Here is a 19490-nt window from a genome sequence, read left to right as displayed (position 1 = left end):
TTGTTATTCAACCTTTAGACTCATTAAGTATTTCGTTAAAGCATCCACTTGCTCATCTGTTAATTGGCCATATGTGCCTGTCATTTTATTTCCAGGCTTCACACTTTCAGGATCTTTTAGCCATTTCTTTAAGTTTTCCTCATTGTGTTCTAAAATACCGGCAATGCGCTCGCGATCGCCGAAGTTGGCCAAGTTTGGCGCTGTACGCGCTTGTTCTGGACGTTTGTCAACTGGAGTAACAGCGTGACAGCCAATACAGCTTTTATTGAAAATCTCTTCTCCCTGCTTCGCAACCGGATCTGTTACAACCGGTTTTTTCGCGTTTTTCATTTTTTCAATCCATTGATTAAATTCTTCTCTAGGAACTGCTTTTACTTTGAAGTCCATCAATGCATGGGAAGGACCACAAAGCTCCGCGCATTTGCCATAGAAAATGTTGCCTGCTTTGTCTGCTTTCTTTTGATCAAATTCCAGCCAAAATTGGTTTTTATTTTCAATGTTTGTATCCATTTTCCCGCCAATTGCAGGAATCCAGAATGAGTGTTTTACGTCTGATGCTTTTAAGTTAAAATATACGCGCTCATCTGTCGGAACCACTAAATCTTGACTTGTAATTACGCCATAATCAGGATATTCAAACTCCCACCAGTAAAGATTTGCGCGAACATTGACAACAAGCGTATCTTTATCGCGCTTCTCTTTGTTCATTGGTGTGACATCAGCAAGATCGAACGTTGCTTTCACTGTCGGAACTGCCAAGATAATTAAAAGGATAATCGGAATGACAGTCCAAACAATTTCAAGCGTATGGTTTCCTTCCACTTGCTTTGGAATTTTGTTCTCTTCTCCTTTACGCTGCCGGAAACGAATGACAACGTATACAAAAATAATCGTTACTACAACAATAACGAGTACCATAATGGCTGTGCTAAGCAGCATAAGTGAAAGTTGCTTATCTGCTACTTCACCCGCCGGCTGAAGCGTCGATAAAAACGGCTTGCCGCAGCCAGCTAACAGAAGCGCCATCACGCTAAAAAGAGAAAATAAGCGCCAGTTACGTAGCCATTTCTTCATAGCCTAATCAAACCCCTCTTTCTATTGATGAAATAAAAAATTTTATATGAATTCTTTCTCTTTATGGAAAGAATTTTAAACGAAATCCATTTACCAAAGAGTAACGATAACCATTGCTACAAATAAAATCGTCAAATAGTTAAGGGAATAAATAAACATCCACTTTGCCCACTTTAAGTCGTCTTTCATTTTAAACCCATAAAGTCCCAATGCAAGCCATCCTACGTTTAACAACGTAGCAACAGTTAAAAACGGCACACCTAATGAGAACAAATAAAATGGCAGTGGCAATAAGCACGCAACCCATACAACGATTTGCCGCTTTGTCATCGCAAAACCATGGACGACTGGAAGCATTGGGATGCCTGCCGCTCGATACTCTTCACATCGTTTCATCGCCAATGCCAAAAAGTGCGGCGGCTGCCATATAAACATAATCAAAAATAAAACAAGAGGAACGACATGGAATTTCGGATCCACCGCAGTCCAACCAATAACCGGCGGGACAGCGCCAGAAATGCTTCCGACAACTGTGTTCAATGTATAGTTTCGCTTCGACCACATTGTATATAAAAATATATAAGTAATAGCACCAATTAATCCAACAATAGCAGCAGTGACCGTTGTCATTAACAAACTGAGCGTCCCTACTGTTATGAATATAATTCCAAGCCACAATACTCGCTTCGCTTCCATTGTCCCTGTTACTGTCGGCCGCGTTTTCGTTCTTTCCATAAACCGGTCGATGTCACGGTCAATGAAATTATTGATGCTACACGAACCAGCTATAACAAGTGCGGAACCAAACAGCGTAAAAAATACAATATGAAGATTTTCCAAAAAACCTTCTCCCATAAAATAGAGAGCTAACCATAATCCAGTGAATGTCGTAATTAGATTCGAATTAACAATTCCGATTTTCACGACAGACGAAAACTCTTTCCAAATGGATCTTATATTTGCACGCGAGCCTTCACCCGAATGAGCAGCTTGTTCATGTATTGCTTTTAAATTAGCCATTCACCCGTTCCTCCTATCGCACCGTCAACTTTTTATTACATAATAGACGGTGCCATATAACAAATTTTCTTCATCTCCATCATATCATAACACATGCAAATCATCATTGCAGGAAATTATTTCTTCCATTAGAACAAAAAAACCTATTTTCTCTTTATATTAAATCACATTTTTATGACATAATGTGAACTTTTTTTGAATAATTTGTGTCAAATTTTCGAATTACAAAAAGCGTATTATTCTCTCCATCAAGAGAAAACGCTTTTATTGCTTATCCTATTATATTTCTAGCAAACTTAATGAACTTATTCAATATGTAAATATCAGTTTGTTTTTCTTGCGTCATCATGTAAAATGATATTGGCGAAATTGCTCTTACAATTTCTTTTTTGTAAGATAAATGTATACTTATTATTGACAAAATAATGATTTCTCAATATAAGAAGGTGAAGATTTTGCAACGTTCTTTAAAATGGTTTGCATCAGTCACAACGTTGGCAATGCTATTTGTCCTCATCGGAGGGGCGCTCGTAACAAAAACCGAATCCGGCATGGGGTGCGGACGGTCATGGCCGCTTTGCCACGGTCAGCTAATCCCTTCGCAAATTACCCCTGAACTCGTTATTGAATTAAGCCACCGGCTCGTATCCGGTTTGGCTGGCATGATGGTGCTGATTTTATCCGTTTGGGCATGGCGTGCTATAGGGCATATTCGCGAAACAAAATTTTTAGCAATCGTTTCGTTTGTGTTTCTTGTGTTGCAAGGGCTAATCGGTGCCGCCGCTGTCGTTTGGGGACAATCTGATTTTGTGCTTGCATTGCATTTTGGTATTTCTCTTATTTCATTTGCTGCCGTTTTTTTATTAACATTGCTCATTTTTGAAGTGGATAAAAAATTCGATGCCCACTCATTAGTGCTTGATCGAAAAATGAAATTCCACATTTACGGCATCATCATCTACTGTTATGTCGTTGTCTATACCGGAGCATTAGTGCGCCATATGGAAGCAAGTTTAGCATGTCCTAGCTGGCCGATTTGCTCAAAAACCCGAATTATCCCTGTGCAGCTTCACGAATGGATTCAAATGGGACATCGCCTTGCCGCAGCGATTATGATCATTTGGATTTCTATCGCAACAATCCGGGCGGTGAAATATTATAAACATCAACGTGTCGTTTACTGGGGATGGATCATTTCCCTTGTCCTCGTGTTATTACAAATGATAACAGGGACACTGATCGTATTGACACAATTGGATTTGTATATTGCTTTGGCACATGCCTTCTTTATTTCTTGTTTATTCGGCGTTCTTAGCTATTTAGTGATGCTTGCTGTACGAAGCAATTATAATAAACAAAAAGCGCAAGAGGTAAGCCGCAGCACAAACACCGTTCCATCTATGTTGCTCAAATAAAAAAGCGCTTGGAATCACCCAAGCGCTTTTTTATTTATTTTGTTAATTCAATTAGTAAGTCTCCTGCCTGAATGGCATCTCCATTTTTTACATAAATATCTTTAATAATCCCAGCAAATGGTGCTTGTACAGTTGTTTCCATCTTCATTGCTTCTGTAATCATTAAATGATCGCCTTTATTCACTTTTTCACCTTTTTCCACTAACACTTTCACTACCGTTCCCGGCATCGTAGCAGCGATATGGTTAGGATTCGTACGATCCGCTTTGATCCGTTCCACGACCGCCGATTTAATGCTTTCATCGCGGATAATGACCTCGCGCGGTTGCCCGTTCAACTCAAAATAAACGACGCGTGTGCCATCCGCCTGCGGCTGTCCAATGGAAACTAGTTTGACAATGAGCGTTTTTCCTTTTTCAATTTCAACTTCGATTTCCTCTCCTAGACGCATTCCATACAGAAATGTCGGCGTATCAAGAACAGAAACATCGCCATATTTTTTGACCGTTTCCGCGTATTCTAAAAATACTTTCGGATAAAGGGCATAAGCAAGCACATCAAAATCCGTCACTTCACGGTCAAGCGCATGATATAACTCTTCTCTTAATTTATCAAAATCTACCGGTTCTAGTAATTCCCCAGGCCGAACCGTAATCGGTTCACGCCCTTTTAAAATAATGCGCTGCAATTCTTTTGGAAATCCTCCGTATGGTTGCCCTAAATATCCCTCGAAAAACTCAACTACAGAATCCGGAAAATCAAGTGTTTCGCCGCGTTCAAAAACGTCTTGTTCGGTTAAATTATTTTGTACCATATAAAGCGCCATATCACCGACAACTTTTGAGGATGGAGTTACTTTGACAATATCCCCAAACATATCGTTCACACGGCGATACATTTCCTTCACTTCGTCCCAACGGTCGCCAAGTCCAACTGCTTTTGCTTGTTGCTGCAAGTTGCTATATTGACCGCCAGGCATTTCGTGCATATACACTTCTGTATGCGGAGCGTTCATGCCGCTTTCAAACTCTTGGTAAAATTTGCGCACATCTTCCCAATAACGAGATAGCTGTTCAAGTCCTTGTATATTCATCTCCGGCGCGCGTTTTGTTCCTTCTAAAGCGTAATAAAGTGTATTGGCGCTCGGCTGCGAAGTTAAGCCTGCCATGGAGCTAACCGCAACGTCAACGATATCTACTCCAGCTTCAATCGCCTTCGCATACATATAAATGCCATTTCCGCTCGTATCGTGTGTATGAAGATGGATCGGAATATCAACGGTCTCTTTCAAAGCAGAAATAAGCACATAAGCGGCTTCTGGCTTTAATAAGCCAGCCATATCTTTAATGGCCAAAATATGTGCTCCCGCTTGCTCCAATTCTTTGGCGATTGCTTTATAATAATCAAGATTATACTTCGGACGGCTCGGATCTAAAATATCCCCTGTATAACAAACGGCCGCTTCAGCGATTTTGCCTGTTTGCCGAACGGCGTCAATGGCCACCGTCATTCCTTTTACCCAGTTTAAACTGTCAAAAATGCGGAACACATCAATTCCCGCTTGCGCTGACTTTTCAACAAATTCACGAATCACATTGTCTGGATAGTTTTTATATCCAACCGCATTCGCAGAACGCAATAGCATTTGGAACAAAATATTTGGAATTCGTTCCCGCAATTTTAACAAGCGGTCCCACGGATCTTCTTTTAAAAAGCGGTAAGCAACGTCAAACGTCGCTCCTCCCCACATCTCTAGCGAGAATAAGTTTGGCAATAAGCGCGCCGTTGGCTCAGCAATACGGACCAAATCGACTGTGCGCACGCGCGTTGCAAGCAGCGATTGATGTGCGTCGCGGAATGTCGTATCCGTCAATAATACGCGATCTTGTTCCTTAATCCATTTAACAAGCCCTTCTGCACCTTGTTTATCGAGAATTTGTTTCGTCCCGCTCGGAATTGGCTCTTTATAGCTTATTTTCGGAATGCGCGGCTTATCAAAAACTGGTTTTTTCTTTTTGCCGATGCCCGGGAAACCGTTTACTGTAACGGTACCGATATATGTCAGCATTTTTGTACCGCGGTCTTTTCGGCGCGGGAACACAAACAGTTCCGGCGCCGTATCAATAAACGATGTGTCATATTCTCCTGATAAAAACTTTGGATGTTGCACGACATTTTCTAAAAATGGAATATTTGTTTTAATTCCACGGATTCGGAACTCCCGCAAATTTCGCAACATTTTCCTTGCGGCTTGTTCAAACGTCAGCGCCCATGTAGACACTTTCACAAGCAACGAGTCGTAATATGGAGTGATGACTGCTCCTTGGAATCCGTTGCCTGCATCTAGGCGCACGCCAAACCCGCCGCCGGAACGATATGCCATAATCTTTCCTGTATCCGGCATGAAATTGTTAAGCGGGTCTTCCGTTGTTACACGCGATTGAATCGCATACCCGTTAATGCGAATATCTTCTTGTTTCGGAATGCCGACTTCTTTGCTATGAAGCGAATAGCCATCGGCGATCAAAATTTGCGATTGGACAATATCGATTCCGGTGATCATTTCCGTAATCGTATGTTCCACTTGAATGCGCGGATTGACTTCGATGAAATAAAAGTCGTTGCCAGACACGAGAAACTCTACCGTTCCCGCGTTCACATACCCTACATTTTTCATGAGTTTGACCGCAGCTTCACATATTCTCTGCCGCAATTCATCCGATAGCGAGACGCTCGGCGCCACTTCCACCACTTTTTGATGACGGCGCTGTACAGAGCAGTCACGTTCATAAAGATGGACAATATTCCCTTCATAATCGCCTAAAATTTGCACTTCAATATGTTTTGGTCTTTCAATTAGTTTTTCCACATACACGTCATCGCTGCCAAATGCGGCTTTCGCTTCCGATTTTGCTCGTTCGTACGCTTCTTTCACTTCTGATTTAGAGCGAACGATGCGCATTCCGCGTCCGCCGCCTCCTAGGGCAGCTTTAATAATAATCGGGTAACCATATGTTTCTGCAAAACGCACCACTTCTTCTAAACTATGCACCGGTCCATCGCTTCCCGGAATGACTGGAATTCCCGCTAATTCCGCTTGATGGCGTGCTTTCACTTTATCGCCAAACATATCTAAATGCTCTTCATTCGGACCGATAAAAATAATTCCTTCTTCTCTGCATCGTTTGGCAAATTGAATATTCTCCGAAAGAAAACCATATCCCGGATGAATCGCATCGACATCGTGAGCTTTGGCAATTTCAATAATCCCTTCGATATCTAAATACGCTTCAATCGGCTTTTTTCCTTCGCCGACTAAATATGCTTCATCCGCTTTATAGCGATGATAAGAGCCAGTGTCTTCCTTCGAGTAAATAGCAACGGTGCGAATGCCTAGCTCTGTGCAGGCACGGAAGACACGAATGGCGATTTCTCCACGGTTTGCGACAAGTACTTTGTTAATTCGACGCGTTTTCATAGTCTATCTTCTCCTCCTTTCTAATAAAACTATAATGGTTTTCCCTTTTTGTAAATATCTTTTCTAAAAAGTCAGACCTCTTTCTTGCAATTTTTTCACGTTTTTTCCCTTTCGTTTATAACTTTGTTCGTATTTCGTAAACATCGATATATTGACAAGCACTCCAAGGGAGGTCATAAATATCATGAGCGAGGAACCTCCATAACTAACAAGCGGCAATGGAACTCCAGTAATTGGTATCACTCCTGTCACACCACCAACATTAATAAACGTTTGAATGCCAATCATGGCAGAAATTCCGATCGCAAGAAGACTGCCAAACGCGTCATTGCATTTTCTCGCAATCCATAATCCTCTTAGCACAATAAAAGCTAAAATACCTAATGTAAATGTTACCCCAAAAAGCCCTAGTTCTTCGGCAATAATGGACATAATAAAATCGGTGTGCGACTCAGGTAAATAGCCATATTTTTGAATGCTTTTTCCAAGCCCTAATCCTTTTATTCCTCCTAATCCAATTGCCAAATAGGAATTAACAAGCTGAAAACCTTCGTCATTGGCATATTTAAACGGATCTAAAAAACTATAAATCCGTGACATTCGCTCTTCTGAAAAAATTTTATCACCGAAAAGAGGAAAAATAATTGGAGACGCCAATGCAATAACAAGGATAAAAAATAACAACTGCTTAAACAATAAGCGAAGTCTCAATCCTGACGAAAAAATTAAACAAGCAGCGATCGCCATTACAATCATCGCCGTACCAAAATCAGGCTGAATGGCGATTAAAAAACAAATAAATAACGTATAGTAAATTGGAAATAAATTACTTTTAACAGGCTCCGCCAGTCTTTTTTGTTTGTTCGCAAATACCGCTGCCAAGTAAACAATTAATCCCAGTTTCACAAGCTCCGCCGGTTGCAAGCTTAACGCCCCGATTCGAAACCAGCTTGTTGCGTTATTTGCGGTATGGCCTAGAAAAGCAACTGCTGTTAGCATCAGCGGCGATCCAAAAAAGATCACTTTTACCAATTTTTCATTCGCCCATACTTTATACGGGACAATAAGCGTAACGAAAAAACAAATAAATGATACAATGAGCCATAACTTTTGCCGCTGATAAAAATAGTCGCTTGGCACTTCAAAGCGGATAACGGCGGAAATCATGCTTGAACTATATACCATAATCAATCCAAATAGCGAAAGCATAACGACTGCAATAATAAGCGGATAATCGTAACATTTCATAATCTTTTTGATTAATTCCTTATCCATCATTCCTCTTCCTTATTCGCTAGTATAGATGTTTAATCATGATGAATAGTTATTATATTAAAATGATTCGTATTCAAACATTGTTTTCCTTCTAAAAAACAGAAAAACTCAAACGATTGCACCTTTCAACCGTTTGAGTTAGCATTTATTTTTATCGTACGCGCTTTTTTGTCACAGCCTCATGAAGCGCCGAAAGTTCCCGCTCTAATCGGTCAAGCAGCGCCTTCCCTTCCTTCTCATCCACAAGCCCGAGACGAACCGCAAAATCAATCTCCCGCGATAAACCAAACATTTGTGTATCAAGTACTTCTTCATAGAGTGGACATTTTGGCATTGTCAAGTTATCCATTTGTACTTGAATGAGTTTTACAATTTTATCCGCGTCTGCTTGAAGAAGCGCGTACGCTTTTTCACGATAGTTAATGGCATCATCTGTCACATCCATCCCTCCGTTCTCCCCTAATCCTTCTTTAAATCTTAACGTGAAATACACAATTTTGCAAGTTGAAACACTTGTCAGCGCTTATAACAAACAAATACAATATACGCCAAGTGAAGCCTCATTTATGCAATGACCACCAGGCTTTGGCGAAAAAAGAGACACATCCAGACACCTAACGCATGACAAACTATCCATTAACCATTATACTAAAAACAGCAGCTGATGTAGAGGAGAGGATGGAAAATGAGCGATATTATTCTGATAACAGGGAATGTAAAATTTACGATCACACTCGATCCAGGGGTATGGATTTTTGATGACCGCAAAATAGATTTGAACACATATTTCTTGAAACCATCTCATGAACAACTTCAAAACGAGCAACAGGAAGAAGAAGAGGAAATCAAAAAACTATCTGCTTTTTGGGATCGGGAAATTCAAGAAGGTGCCGTTTTTCCACCGACATTGAAGACAGAAAAACGTTACTTAAAAGAAAAAATTATTACAGGAACATTTGCAATGCCGCTTGCTCCATTTTTGCAAAATGCCGAACCGCTCCCGGATGCAAAGGAACTGACCATTGTGACTGAACATAATGAAGTAACCGTTTCGCTCGAACAAGCTTATAAGGCAATTCTCGGCTTTTCCAAAGATGGAAAACCGTTAAGAGAAGATGGGCCAGTTCATTTTTATTTTGGCGATGGTTCCAATCGCAAAACACCAATTACTCATATACGCCGCTTCATTGTCCGTTAACGCTGGATGTCCCAACTGATGGGACATCCAGCTTTTTTTACAATATATCAGCAGCAAGCTGCGCTAATGCGGAACGCTCTCCTTTTACAAGACGGACATGCCCGGCAATTTTTTGATCTTTAAATTTTTCAACGACGTATGTTAATCCATTATTATATTCGTCCAAATACGGATGATCAATCTGTTCCGGATCTCCCATTAAAATGATTTTACTTTTCTCACCAGCGCGCGTTAAAATTGTTTTTACTTCATGTTTCGTTAAATTTTGCGCCTCATCAATGATGATAAACTGCTCCGGCAGGCTGCGTCCGCGTATATATGTGAGCGCTTCTACTTCAATCGAGCTCATTCCTGCTAAAATCGCATCCAACTCCCCCGTTTTTTTTGTATTAAACAAATACTCCAAATTATCAAAAATAGGTTGCATCCATGGGCGCAATTTTTCTTCTTTTTCCCCAGGCAAAAAACCAATATCTTTTCCCATTGGAACGATTGGCCTCGCAATGAGCAGCTTTTTATACGTACGCAAATCTTCCGTCTGCATCAATCCTGCGGCAAGAGCAAGAAGTGTTTTTCCTGTGCCTGCTTTGCCAATCAATGTCACAAGCTGTATATCATCACGCATAAGCAGTTCAAACGCCATCGTCTGTTGTACGTTGCGCGGGCGAATTCCCCATATATGTTCATAGTGAAACGAAAGTTTTTGGACTTTTTTGCCGCCATGGTCGACAATACCGAGTGCGGAAGCGGAGCCGCCAAAAGCATCTTTCATAATAATAAATTGATTTGGGTAAAATGGATGATTGGCAATATCCGCTAAAACGAGTTCCCCCTTTTCATAAAACCGCTGCAAATGCTCGGTTCCTATGTATAGCTCGAGAAACCCAGTGTAAATATGATCAATATCGACGACACGGTCGCTTAAAAAGTCTTCTGCTTGCAGCCCAATTGCATCTGCCTTCACTCGGACAAGTGCATCCTTGCTTACTAAAATAACGGAACGGCCGTTTTCCTTTGCTTGTTCCTCGAGAGATAAGTTTTTGGCAACTGCTAAAATGCGATTATCATTCGTCTTTTCTACGAAAATTTCTTGAAGCTGATGAAATGAACGATGATTTAATTCAATGCGCAACACTCCGCCGTTTTCAAGTGGGATTTTTTCATGTAGTTTTCCATTTTCACGAAGACGATCGATAAGCTTGGATACTTGCCGCGCGTTTCTCCCTACTTCATCCATATATCGCTTTTTCGAATCGACTTCTTCTAACACAACCGCTGGAATGACAACTTCATTATCTTCAAACGAGAAGATGGAATACGGATCTTGTAATAGGACATTCGTATCTAACACATATATTTTTTCTCCCAAAATTCCGCGCCCCCCTATTTTACATTTTTTTATATTTGGACGGGATCGTTGTTATATAAGATATGAGGAAATGTATAAAGATAGAAGAATGATGACAAAATAAAATAAAAAATTAAGATAGAGGTGTAAAAGGAATGAACTGGAGCCGATATTTGCTTATAGCGATATGTATTGGTTTATTAGGTGGGTGCAATATAGGAAATGACGAAGCGGGGCGCGATGCGGATCGCTCGCTTGTCCGTGTACGAAATACGGTTGATGAAAAAGTAACGAATAAATCCGGACAAGAAATTGCCCATCGTCTAGCGAATTTAGCTAAGCGCGTTCCAAACGTAAACGATGCTACCGCTCTTGTTGTCGGAAAATACGCGATCGTTGGTATTGATATTGATGCAAATATCGACGCTTCACGTGTCGGCACAATTAAATATTCTGTCGCAGAAACGTTGCAAAAAGATCCGTATGGAGCAAATTCAATCATCATTGCCGACCCCGATTTATACACTCGGTTAAAAAATATTGTCAATCAAGTTGATAATGGGCGTCCTGTTCAAGCATTTATGAACGAAATCGCGGATATCGTCGGACGCGTCATGCCGGAAGTTCCGAGCGATTTGTTTGAAACAACGCCACCGGAACCAACCGAACAAAATGATTCGCAATTAAATAAGCGTGAGGAAGAGCAGCTTAATAACCATCAAGAAAAACAGTCCAACGAATATTTAAATAAATAAATAAGTAAGGAGCTTAGCCGTAATTAGCTAAGCTCCTTATTTATGCATTGCGAAGAGCGGTCATTACTTGATTGTCCAGTTTAGCTGCCGCTTGCGCATCGTACGTTTTTTCATATTTTGGTTCTTCTACAATTTTGGAACCGTAAAACATAACATCACGCACTTCACTAATAGTAATATCCACTAATGCCAACTTAAGCGGAACGCCCTCTATTTTCTCTGCTTTAATATGCGCTTTCCCGCTAATCGAGTAGGTTGATTCGTTAGCGATAATATTCACAACAATAGACGGATTATTACGAATGTTTTGGATAATCCGGGAACGATTGTCGACAGCAAAATAAATATGCTCTTCGTTAGGGGCGTAAATCCATGAAATCGCGCTGACATTTGGCCCTCCCGTTTCATGGTCGATAGTCGCTATAGTTACAAAACGTTCTTTTTGTAATGCTTGAAATAACGGTTCCGTTAATGCAGGTTCAACTTTATTTGGCATGATCATCCCTCCTAAGACTATTCTCCGTTTATCATACATTAAAACGGAAAAGTAAAAAACCTTTCAGATTCATGATATAATAAAAAAAAGATTGAATAAAGCGACGAGGTGTACAATGAGAGTCAAATGTGTTCTTTGCGACCGAATTGATACGATCGACGATGAATCATTGCTTGCGAAACGGCTGCGCAACCGTCCTATTCACACATACATGTGCGAGGAATGTTATCATCGGATTGCCGAAAAAACAAAGGCGCGCCTAGCAACCGGAAAATTTCGTATATATCGCTCGAAACTGCCAAACGATGAATGGTAAAAACTTTGCGTAAATCGATAAAAAACGCCGGGAGTAATCACCCGGCGTTTTTTTAGGAAGGATAATTGCGATATTTTTCAGGCGCTTCTTCTATTTGCCTAAGCATCACCTCAATCAATTCCATTGGAAAACGAGCTGATTTTTGCTCTCCGTCTCTCTCATACGCGACGATATACATATCTTCTTTTTTTACTTCCACCTTTGTTATGTTAAAATCGTGCTTTAATATTTCCCTAAAAAAGGCAACGGTTTCTTGCGCTGCTATATCATCTGGACGTGCTTCGGCCACGACATAAATAGTTAACCAATTATAAAGAGCATCTTGCAGCGACTTCATGATTCCACCGCCTTATTTTTGTTCATTTACCTCATGCTTTTTCGATTGATATAGACGAATTTTATAAATCACTAATACGAGAGCCGCAACGACCAACCCTTCCGCGACAGGTAAAAATACCGCAAAAAACGTTAAAATCGTGCAGCCTAATGCTAACAGCACATAAATAATGACATTTTTCAACAATGGCAATTTTTTCGCAAAACCAAGGCGATAAACAATAACCGATAAAATCAATATGGTAATATAAAGAAGCCACATTCCTTGTTCTGGATTTGTATGCACTTTATATAACGAAGCAAAAAAGGTAAGGCGCTCTATAACGTTCACCATCTTCCCCCCCTATTTCGCCTGCTTAGCGGCTTTCTTTTTCTTTTCCATTTTTTCTCGCTCGCTTTTGTTCAATATTTTTTTGCGCAGGCGAATCGACTTTGGTGTTACTTCACAATACTCATCATCATTTAAGTATTCCAACGCTTCTTCGAGCGTCATCAAACGCGGCTTTTTCATCGTAACGGTTTGCTCTTTTGTCGAAGAACGGATGTTTGTTACATGTTTTTCTTTACAAATGTTGACGACTAAATCGTTTTCGCGCGTATGCTCGCCAACAATCATTCCTTCGTACACTTCGGTTCCAGGCTCCACAAAAATGGTACCGCGGTCTTCCACTTGCATAATTCCATATGCCGTCGCTTTTCCTGTCTCCATGGAAATTAATACCCCTTGGCGGCGGCCGCCTACCTGTCCGCTTTGTGCCGGCGCATAATGGTCAAATGAATGGTTTAAAATTCCGTATCCGCGTGTCAATGACATAAATTCTGTTCGATAGCCGATTAAACCGCGCGAAGGCACCATAAAGATGAGACGAACTTGTCCGTTTTCGTTATGGATCATATCCACCAGCTCGCCTTTTCGCATACCGATCGATTCCATGATCGCCCCGGTATATTCTTCAGGAATATCAATGATTACCCGTTCGACCGGCTCACAAAGCACTCCGCCGATTTCTTTCATAATGACTTCCGGCTTAGATACTTGCAGTTCATAACCTTCCCGCCGCAAATTTTCAATTAAGATCGATAAATGAAGCTCTCCTCGTCCAGAAACAATCCACGCATCAGGAGAATCAGTGTTTTCCACCCGCAAGCTTACGTCCGTCTCCAATTGAGTGCGCAGGCGTTCTTCCAACTTTCTCGCCGTCACATATTTTCCTTCGCGTCCGGCAAATGGGCTATTATTGACTAAAAACGTCATTTTCAATGTTGGTTCATCAATGCGAAGCGGCGGCAACGCTTCCTGATGATCCAATGGACATACCGTTTCCCCGACGTTAATGTCTTCCATTCCCGCCACTGCAACAATATCTCCTGCTTCTGCTTCCGTGATTTCGATCCTCTTTAAGCCGATAAACCCAAATAATTTTGTTACACGAAACGTTTTGACAGAACCATCTAGTTTCATCAGCGCTACTTGTTGTCCGACTTTCATCGTGCCGCGAAAGATACGGCCAATTCCGATGCGCCCAACGTACTCATTGTAATCAAGCAACGCCACTTGAAATTGCAACGGTTCTTCCCGATTATCAATCGGTGCAGGAATATGCTTAATAATCGTTTCGAACAATGCGGTCATATCCGCTTCTTGTTTGTGAGGGTCCAAACTTGCCGTACCGTTTAATGCTGACGTGTATACAACCGGAAACTCAAGCTGATCTTCCGACGCGCCTAATTCGATAAATAAATCGATGACTTCATCGACCACTTCCTCTGGTCGCGCAAACTCCCGGTCAATTTTATTGATAACGACAATGGGAGTAAGCTGTTGTTCGAGCGCCTTTTTCAGCACAAAACGCGTTTGCGGCATACACCCCTCATACGCGTCAACGACAAGCAAAACACCATCCACAAGCCGCATAATTCGTTCTACTTCCCCGCCGAAATCGGCATGTCCTGGCGTATCTAAAATATTAATGCGCATTCCTTTATAACGAATCGCTGTATTTTTGGCTAAAATGGTAATCCCGCGTTCTCTTTCTAAATCGTTTCGATCTAATGCGCGTTCCTCGACATGTTCATTGGCACGAAACGTTCCCGATTGACGCAGCAATTGATCGACTAACGTTGTTTTACCATGATCAACGTGAGCAATAATGGCAATATTACGAAGATCTTCTCTTCTTGTCAATGTTAGTCACTCCTATACGTAAATTGCTCGTTTATTATATCATAAAGAGGATAGAAAAGCGGTATGTTTTCGTGTAGACTAAAGAAAAACCGATAAACAATATGAAAGAGGGGATTGGGATGAAACAATTTCAGCCTGTATCGTTTCTATTGGCTATATTTGCAGTAATAGCAATCATGGCCATCGGCATTTTTATTGCGGAACAAAGTATGATTGGTATTATTATTTCAATTATCGCTTTATTCATAATTATCGGCATCGGATTTGCCCGAAAAAAACGAATGCGAGAAAAAGGAATGCTTTAAAAACGGGACAACCGAATGATTTGTCCCGTTTTCAGCGATGTATATATTTTTGCAAAATTTCTTCATGCAATCCTGGCTTTGAAACAAATACAGAGTTTTTTGTAAGCAAATTAAGCGGCTCGCCGTATAAATTTGTCACGATGCCACCGACTTCTTGAACAAGCACAAGTCCGCCGGCAAAATCCCACGGCGACAACCTCATCGTAATATATGCATCTAAACGTCCCGCTGCAACGTATGCCATTTCTAACGCAGCCGATCCGTACGAACGCGTTCCCCTCGCATCTTTTACAAGCGGAGCTAATACATTTGGATCAATTCGTTTATTTTCAGTTATCCACGTTGCATTTAAGGAAATAATGGCTTCGGAAACAGATACCGGCTCTAAACGCGCCAGCGGTTGATCATTAAGAAAAGCTCCTTCTCCTTTTCGTGCCGCATATAGTTCATCATGTACGACATCGTATACATACCCAAGAACTCCTACCCCATTTTCAAAAACCCCAATTGAAATGGCAAAGTTTCGTTTTTGATGAATAAAATTCATCGTACCATCAATCGGATCGATAATCCAAACAATCCCTTGAAGCGTTGCAATTTCATCACCGAATCCCTCTTCACCTAACACGTGATGGCCGGGAAACGTTTTTCTTATTTTTTCAATAAAAAATTGCTCTACTTCGCGGTCCACATTCGTCACTAAATCATTTCGATGTGATTTTGTTTCGATCGTCAACTTTTTATCAAATGTAGCGAGAATTCTTGTTCCCGCTTCCTTTATCCATTGTCGGATACACTCATCTATTTCTTTCCATTTTTCCTGCATATTCATCCTCCTGATTTCTGCAGCGTATGTAATTAGCATATAATACATCGGAATCCCCCGTAAAGAAAAAGAGGTGCCTATATCGCTCAAGAAAAAAACGAACCGTTGGTGTGGTTCGCCTTGAATGTTCTGTTATACTTGAAGGCGCATTAACTCTTGACGTAACTTTTCTAATCTCCGTTTACACTCTTTTTTCTTTTCTTCATCGTTTTCCATCATCGCCTCATAAAGAGTCGCTAATTCATAATCTAATTCAAGACGTAATACCGCTATTCGCTTATCCCCGTCCGCACGCTTTACAGAATTCATTGTTCTTTTCATGAGCATGGGCACCCCTTTCCATATAATCCCCGAAAAACCGTCATATAAATACCTGAATTTTCTGATACTTATTTTGTTTTATATATATTATGTTAGAAAAGGGGGGTATGCAACAAATTTGTGTATTCGTCTACTTTTTTTACCATGTTATTCCATTCTAATCCAATCGCCGTTTTGTGCTTCTTTCGCTTTTTTCATGACGCGATAGGACGAATATCCGCTTGCTTGTTCAAATTCATCACATAGTTTTTTTTCTTCACTTTTACTCGGAACAATTTCTTTAAAGCGACGATAAATGTTCATAAGCTTTTCCCGTTCCATTCCTTTTTCGTAAACAGTTTCAATCGCTTCGAAAAATTTGATAACATCAATAATTTCTTGCGTTGACCAGTCATAAGAAAACGGGTACGAATAATTCATCACCGACACCTCCAGCATTAGTTTGCCCATCTGCGCCGGATTTGTTCCGCCTCGTTAATCATTCGCTCAAACAATTCTGCCACTGTTGGCACATCTTTAATTAATCCCATCACTTGTCCAGCCCATGCAAAACCTTCGTTTATTTTTCCTTCATAAATAAAACGGCGATTCGCTTCCCCACTAATATATTCTTTTAGTTGTTCATATGTCCCGCCTTGTTCTTCTATTTCTAAAATTTTTTTCGTCCATTCATTGGCAATGGCACGACCGGGTGCTCCTAAACTGCGTTTAATCACAACGGTATCATATTCAGAGCCGTTAACAAGCATCTCTTTATAGATCGGATGGGCATGAACACACTCTTTTGTAGCAATAAATCTCGTTCCCATTTCAATTCCTTCTGCGCCAAGCGCTAATGCCGCCATCAACCCGCGGCCGTCTCCGATGCCTCCCGAAGCAATAACAGGGATAGAAACGGATTCCACTACTTTTGGGACAAGAACAAATGTTCCTATATCGTATTTTCCTAAATGACCACCGCCTTCTTGACCCACTACCATGACAGCGTCCGCGCCAAGTTCCTCCGCTTTTACGGCTTGGCGAACAGCGGCAACCAGCACCAGTTTTTTCACGTTGGTTCCTTTTAGCTGTTCAAAAAACGGGGCCGGATTTCCACCTGTGACGGAAACGACTGGCACTCCTTCTTCCAATGCGGCTTCGAGCATATGTTGAAAAGGGCGGCCATGTTGTCCAATCGCAAAGTTCACTCCGAAAGGACGGTCTGTTTTTTCTTTTACTTTGCGAATTTCCTCGCGCAATCGCTCCGGGCTTTCCAGCGACATCGCCGTAATTTGTCCTAAGCCTCCGGCGTTAGAAACCGCGGCTGCTAAATCAGAGTAAGCTAAATAAGCAAGTCCTCCTTGAATAATCGGATATGTAATTCCAAGCAATTCCGTTACTCTTGTTTTCCAAATCATTTTTGTCCCTCCTTTTAATCTAGTATACTATGTTTCTTGTTGACATGCCTATTTTCCTTTTTTATTCTCAATTTATGTGTAGTAAAAAATTTCACATTCATTAATGATTAAATAATGCTTTGCAAATAAAAAAATAAATGCTATAATGCATTTGTTTTATTTTTATGCAAAAAGAGGTGTGAAAAAACATTGTCACAGTTTGAAACACCATTGTTCACTGGTCTATTAGAGCATATTAAGAAAAACCCTATTCAATTTCATATTCCTGGCCATAAAAAAGGCGCAGGGATGGACCCTGAGTTTCGTGATTTTATTGGAGAAAATGCGCTATCGATGGATTTGATTAATATCGGTCCTCTTGATGATCTTCACCACCCAAAAGGCATTATCAAGCGCGCTCAAGAGTTAGCCGCTGAGGCATTTGGGGCTGATTATACATTTTTTTCTGTCCAAGGAACAAGCGGTGCCATTATGGCAATGGTGATGTCGGTAGTTGGGCCTGGCGACAAAATCATCGTTCCGCGTAACGTGCATAAATCGATCATGTCTGCCATTGTCTTTTCTGGTGCAATACCGATTTTCATTCATCCGGAAATTGATAAGGAACTCGGGATTTCACACGGAATTACACCGGAATCAGTAGAAAAAGCACTTAAGCAACATCCCGATGCAAAAGGTGTTCTCGTTATTAATCCAACATATTTTGGTATCTCTGGCGATTTAAAGAAAATTGTTGAAATCGCTCATTCTTACCACGTTCCTGTTCTCGTTGATGAGGCGCATGGTGTCCATATTCATTTTCATGAAGATCTTCCGCTTTCCGCCATGCAGGCCGGAGCGGATATGGCTGCAACAAGCGTCCATAAACTAGGTGGCTCTTTGACGCAAAGCTCTATTTTAAACGTGCGTGAAGGGCTCGTATCCGCAAAACACGTACAAGCTATTTTAAGCATGCTAACGACAACATCTACTTCTTATTTGTTGTTAGCCTCTTTAGATGTTGCACGCAAATGGCTTGCTACACAAGGACGGGAACATTTTGAAAAAACTATTCAGCTTGCCGAAAAGACTCGGCAACAAATAAACGAAATCCCTTATCTTTATTGTGTCGGAAGAGAAATTCTAGGAACGGAAGCAACATATGATTACGATCCAACCAAGCTTACCATCTCTGTCAAAGAACTAGGCTTAACGGGATATGACGTCGAGAAATGGCTGCGCGAAATGTACAACATTGAAGTAGAATTATCCGATTTATACAACATTTTATGCATTATTACACCTGGCGACACAGAGCGGGAAACGAACGCGCTTGTTAATGCCCTTCGCCATTTATCTGAACAATTTCGCCATCAGGCGGCGAAAGGAGTAAAACCAAAAGTATTATTGCCAGACATCCCTACTCTCGCATTAACTCCGCGTGATGCATTCTACGCGGAAACGGAAATTGTCCCATTTGAAGAATCAGCAGGACGGATTATTGCTGAATTTATTATGGTTTATCCGCCAGGAATTCCGATTTTTATTCCTGGAGAAATTATTACCGAAGAAAATTTAAACTACATCAAAAAGAACTTAGAAGTCGGTCTGCCGGTGCAAGGGCCAGAGGACGATACGTTACAAACATTGCGTGTCATTAAAGAACATAAGCCAATCCGTTGAACTTCTCCCACCTTTAAGAGCGGGAGAAAGTTAAAAAAGCGTAAGCAAGTTAGCTTACGCTTTTTTGTTATCAAAAAAAATAA

20 protein-coding genes are annotated in these 19490 nt (G+C 41.0%); 6 read left to right on the top strand and 14 right to left on the bottom strand.

The window, feature by feature from the left end; translation table 11 throughout:
- Nucleotides 1-3: 3 nt before the first annotated feature.
- Both coxB and cyoE read right to left on the bottom strand, forming a co-directional pair.
- On the bottom strand, nt 4-1074 hold the full coding sequence (coxB, locus tag B9L23_RS05720) for a cytochrome c oxidase subunit II (RefSeq protein ID WP_089097032.1): 1071 nt from the start codon (nt 1072-1074) through the stop codon (nt 4-6).
- A 90-nt stretch (nt 1075-1164) separates the two neighbouring features.
- Complete coding sequence (gene cyoE / locus B9L23_RS05715) at nt 1165-2094, bottom strand: heme o synthase (RefSeq protein WP_089097031.1); 930 nt, start codon at nt 2092-2094, stop codon at nt 1165-1167.
- Nucleotides 2095-2549: 455 nt separating this feature from the next.
- Between cyoE and B9L23_RS05710 the strand changes: the two genes are divergently transcribed.
- Nucleotides 2550-3509: a COX15/CtaA family protein gene (locus B9L23_RS05710; protein WP_141103839.1), complete on the top strand. Its 960-nt coding sequence runs from the start codon at nt 2550-2552 to the stop codon at nt 3507-3509.
- 34 nt (nt 3510-3543) lie between these two features.
- Here B9L23_RS05710 and pyc read toward each other — a convergent pair whose 3' ends face one another.
- The 3 genes from pyc to B9L23_RS05695 form a co-directional block, all read right to left on the bottom strand.
- Nucleotides 3544-6987: a pyruvate carboxylase gene (pyc, locus tag B9L23_RS05705; protein ID WP_089097030.1), complete on the bottom strand. Its 3444-nt coding sequence runs from the start codon at nt 6985-6987 to the stop codon at nt 3544-3546.
- Nucleotides 6988-7050: 63 nt separating this feature from the next.
- Nucleotides 7051-8262 (bottom strand): FtsW/RodA/SpoVE family cell cycle protein, encoded by a 1212-nt coding sequence (locus tag B9L23_RS05700; RefSeq protein WP_081189623.1) that lies wholly within the window; start codon nt 8260-8262, stop codon nt 7051-7053.
- Between the two features lie 151 nt (nt 8263-8413).
- A complete protein-coding gene (locus tag B9L23_RS05695; RefSeq protein WP_015863316.1) occupies nt 8414-8707 on the bottom strand; it encodes an Fpa/YlaN family protein in 294 nt (97 codons plus the stop codon).
- A gap of 240 nt (nt 8708-8947) precedes the next feature.
- Between B9L23_RS05695 and B9L23_RS05690 the strand changes: the two genes are divergently transcribed.
- On the top strand, nt 8948-9460 hold the full coding sequence (locus B9L23_RS05690) for a hypothetical protein (protein WP_015863315.1): 513 nt from the start codon (nt 8948-8950) through the stop codon (nt 9458-9460).
- A gap of 37 nt (nt 9461-9497) precedes the next feature.
- Here B9L23_RS05690 and B9L23_RS05685 read toward each other — a convergent pair whose 3' ends face one another.
- Nucleotides 9498-10829 (bottom strand): PhoH family protein, encoded by a 1332-nt coding sequence (locus B9L23_RS05685; protein WP_081189624.1) that lies wholly within the window; start codon nt 10827-10829, stop codon nt 9498-9500.
- A gap of 134 nt (nt 10830-10963) precedes the next feature.
- Here B9L23_RS05685 and B9L23_RS05680 point away from each other — a divergent pair, with 134 nt between their 5' ends.
- On the top strand, nt 10964-11563 hold the full coding sequence (locus tag B9L23_RS05680; protein ID WP_062753533.1) for a YhcN/YlaJ family sporulation lipoprotein: 600 nt from the start codon (nt 10964-10966) through the stop codon (nt 11561-11563).
- A gap of 40 nt (nt 11564-11603) precedes the next feature.
- On the opposite strand, the gene B9L23_RS05675 is transcribed toward B9L23_RS05680, so the two are convergent.
- Nucleotides 11604-12059, bottom strand: a complete 456-nt coding sequence (locus B9L23_RS05675; protein WP_015863313.1) for a pyridoxamine 5'-phosphate oxidase family protein — start codon at nt 12057-12059, stop codon at nt 11604-11606.
- A 115-nt stretch (nt 12060-12174) separates the two neighbouring features.
- Here B9L23_RS05675 and B9L23_RS05670 point away from each other — a divergent pair, with 115 nt between their 5' ends.
- Nucleotides 12175-12375, top strand: coding sequence for a YlaI family protein (locus B9L23_RS05670; protein WP_015863312.1), 201 nt, complete (start codon nt 12175-12177; stop codon nt 12373-12375).
- 52 nt (nt 12376-12427) lie between these two features.
- Here the strand turns inward: B9L23_RS05670 and B9L23_RS05665 are convergent, their stop codons facing one another.
- The 3 genes from B9L23_RS05665 to typA are packed head-to-tail and all read right to left on the bottom strand — an operon-like array spanning nt 12428 to nt 14896.
- Entirely contained in the window at nt 12428-12712 is a 285-nt protein-coding gene (locus B9L23_RS05665; RefSeq protein ID WP_081189625.1) for a hypothetical protein, read from the bottom strand.
- Nucleotides 12713-12724: 12 nt separating this feature from the next.
- Nucleotides 12725-13042 carry a YlaH-like family protein gene (locus tag B9L23_RS05660; RefSeq protein WP_041269843.1) on the bottom strand — a complete coding sequence of 106 codons (318 nt, stop codon included), beginning with the start codon at nt 13040-13042 and terminating at the stop codon, nt 12725-12727.
- Between the two features lie 12 nt (nt 13043-13054).
- The gene (gene typA / locus B9L23_RS05655) at nt 13055-14896 is read right to left on the bottom strand and encodes a translational GTPase TypA (RefSeq protein WP_015863309.1); all 1842 of its coding nucleotides are present in this window, start codon (nt 14894-14896) and stop codon (nt 13055-13057) included.
- Nucleotides 14897-15015: 119 nt separating this feature from the next.
- Here typA and B9L23_RS05650 point away from each other — a divergent pair, with 119 nt between their 5' ends.
- Entirely contained in the window at nt 15016-15201 is a 186-nt protein-coding gene (locus B9L23_RS05650) for a DUF5325 family protein (protein ID WP_015863308.1), read from the top strand.
- Between the two features lie 31 nt (nt 15202-15232).
- Here the strand turns inward: B9L23_RS05650 and B9L23_RS05645 are convergent, their stop codons facing one another.
- The 4 genes from B9L23_RS05645 to B9L23_RS05630 all read right to left on the bottom strand — a co-directional run bounded on the left by B9L23_RS05645 (nt 15233) and on the right by B9L23_RS05630 (nt 17745).
- Entirely contained in the window at nt 15233-16027 is a 795-nt protein-coding gene (locus tag B9L23_RS05645; protein ID WP_062753537.1) for an inositol monophosphatase family protein, read from the bottom strand.
- A gap of 132 nt (nt 16028-16159) precedes the next feature.
- Complete coding sequence (locus B9L23_RS05640) at nt 16160-16348, bottom strand: hypothetical protein (protein ID WP_062678296.1); 189 nt, start codon at nt 16346-16348, stop codon at nt 16160-16162.
- Between the two features lie 147 nt (nt 16349-16495).
- The gene (locus B9L23_RS05635; RefSeq protein ID WP_015863305.1) at nt 16496-16768 is read right to left on the bottom strand and encodes a UPF0223 family protein; all 273 of its coding nucleotides are present in this window, start codon (nt 16766-16768) and stop codon (nt 16496-16498) included.
- Nucleotides 16769-16785: 17 nt separating this feature from the next.
- A complete protein-coding gene (locus B9L23_RS05630; RefSeq protein ID WP_015863304.1) occupies nt 16786-17745 on the bottom strand; it encodes an NAD(P)H-dependent flavin oxidoreductase in 960 nt (319 codons plus the stop codon).
- 189 nt (nt 17746-17934) lie between these two features.
- Here B9L23_RS05630 and B9L23_RS05625 point away from each other — a divergent pair, with 189 nt between their 5' ends.
- Entirely contained in the window at nt 17935-19407 is a 1473-nt protein-coding gene (locus tag B9L23_RS05625) for an aminotransferase class I/II-fold pyridoxal phosphate-dependent enzyme (RefSeq protein WP_062753539.1), read from the top strand.
- Nucleotides 19408-19490: the final 83 nt, after the last annotated feature.

This window comes from Parageobacillus galactosidasius (genome assembly GCF_002217735.1).
Taxonomy (GTDB): Bacteria; Bacillota; Bacilli; order Bacillales; family Anoxybacillaceae; genus Parageobacillus_B; species Parageobacillus_B toebii.
The sequence above is the reverse complement of the archived record's forward strand: the minus strand, read 5'-3'. Positions and strand labels throughout refer to the sequence as shown.

Bases quoted from the DNA above. Each gene is read 5' to 3' on its own strand.
- coxB (WP_089097032.1), bottom strand. From the start codon at position 1,074: ATGAAGAAATGGCTACGTAACTGGCGCTTATTTTCTCTTTTTAGCGTG.
- cyoE (WP_089097031.1), bottom strand. From the start codon at position 2,094: ATGGCTAATTTAAAAGCAATACATGAACAAGCTGCTCATTCGGGTGAA.
- pyc (WP_089097030.1), bottom strand. From the start codon at position 6,987: ATGAAAACGCGTCGAATTAACAAAGTACTTGTCGCAAACCGTGGAGAA.
- B9L23_RS05700 (WP_081189623.1), bottom strand. From the start codon at position 8,262: ATGGATAAGGAATTAATCAAAAAGATTATGAAATGTTACGATTATCCG.
- B9L23_RS05695 (WP_015863316.1), bottom strand. From the start codon at position 8,707: ATGGATGTGACAGATGATGCCATTAACTATCGTGAAAAAGCGTACGCG.
- B9L23_RS05690 (WP_015863315.1), top strand. From the start codon at position 8,948: ATGAGCGATATTATTCTGATAACAGGGAATGTAAAATTTACGATCACA.
- B9L23_RS05680 (WP_062753533.1), top strand. From the start codon at position 10,964: ATGAACTGGAGCCGATATTTGCTTATAGCGATATGTATTGGTTTATTA.
- B9L23_RS05675 (WP_015863313.1), bottom strand. From the start codon at position 12,059: ATGCCAAATAAAGTTGAACCTGCATTAACGGAACCGTTATTTCAAGCA.
- B9L23_RS05670 (WP_015863312.1), top strand. From the start codon at position 12,175: ATGAGAGTCAAATGTGTTCTTTGCGACCGAATTGATACGATCGACGAT.
- B9L23_RS05665 (WP_081189625.1), bottom strand. From the start codon at position 12,712: ATGAAGTCGCTGCAAGATGCTCTTTATAATTGGTTAACTATTTATGTC.
- B9L23_RS05650 (WP_015863308.1), top strand. From the start codon at position 15,016: ATGAAACAATTTCAGCCTGTATCGTTTCTATTGGCTATATTTGCAGTA.
- B9L23_RS05645 (WP_062753537.1), bottom strand. From the start codon at position 16,027: ATGCAGGAAAAATGGAAAGAAATAGATGAGTGTATCCGACAATGGATA.
- B9L23_RS05640 (WP_062678296.1), bottom strand. From the start codon at position 16,348: ATGAAAAGAACAATGAATTCTGTAAAGCGTGCGGACGGGGATAAGCGA.
- B9L23_RS05635 (WP_015863305.1), bottom strand. From the start codon at position 16,768: ATGAATTATTCGTACCCGTTTTCTTATGACTGGTCAACGCAAGAAATT.
- B9L23_RS05630 (WP_015863304.1), bottom strand. From the start codon at position 17,745: ATGATTTGGAAAACAAGAGTAACGGAATTGCTTGGAATTACATATCCG.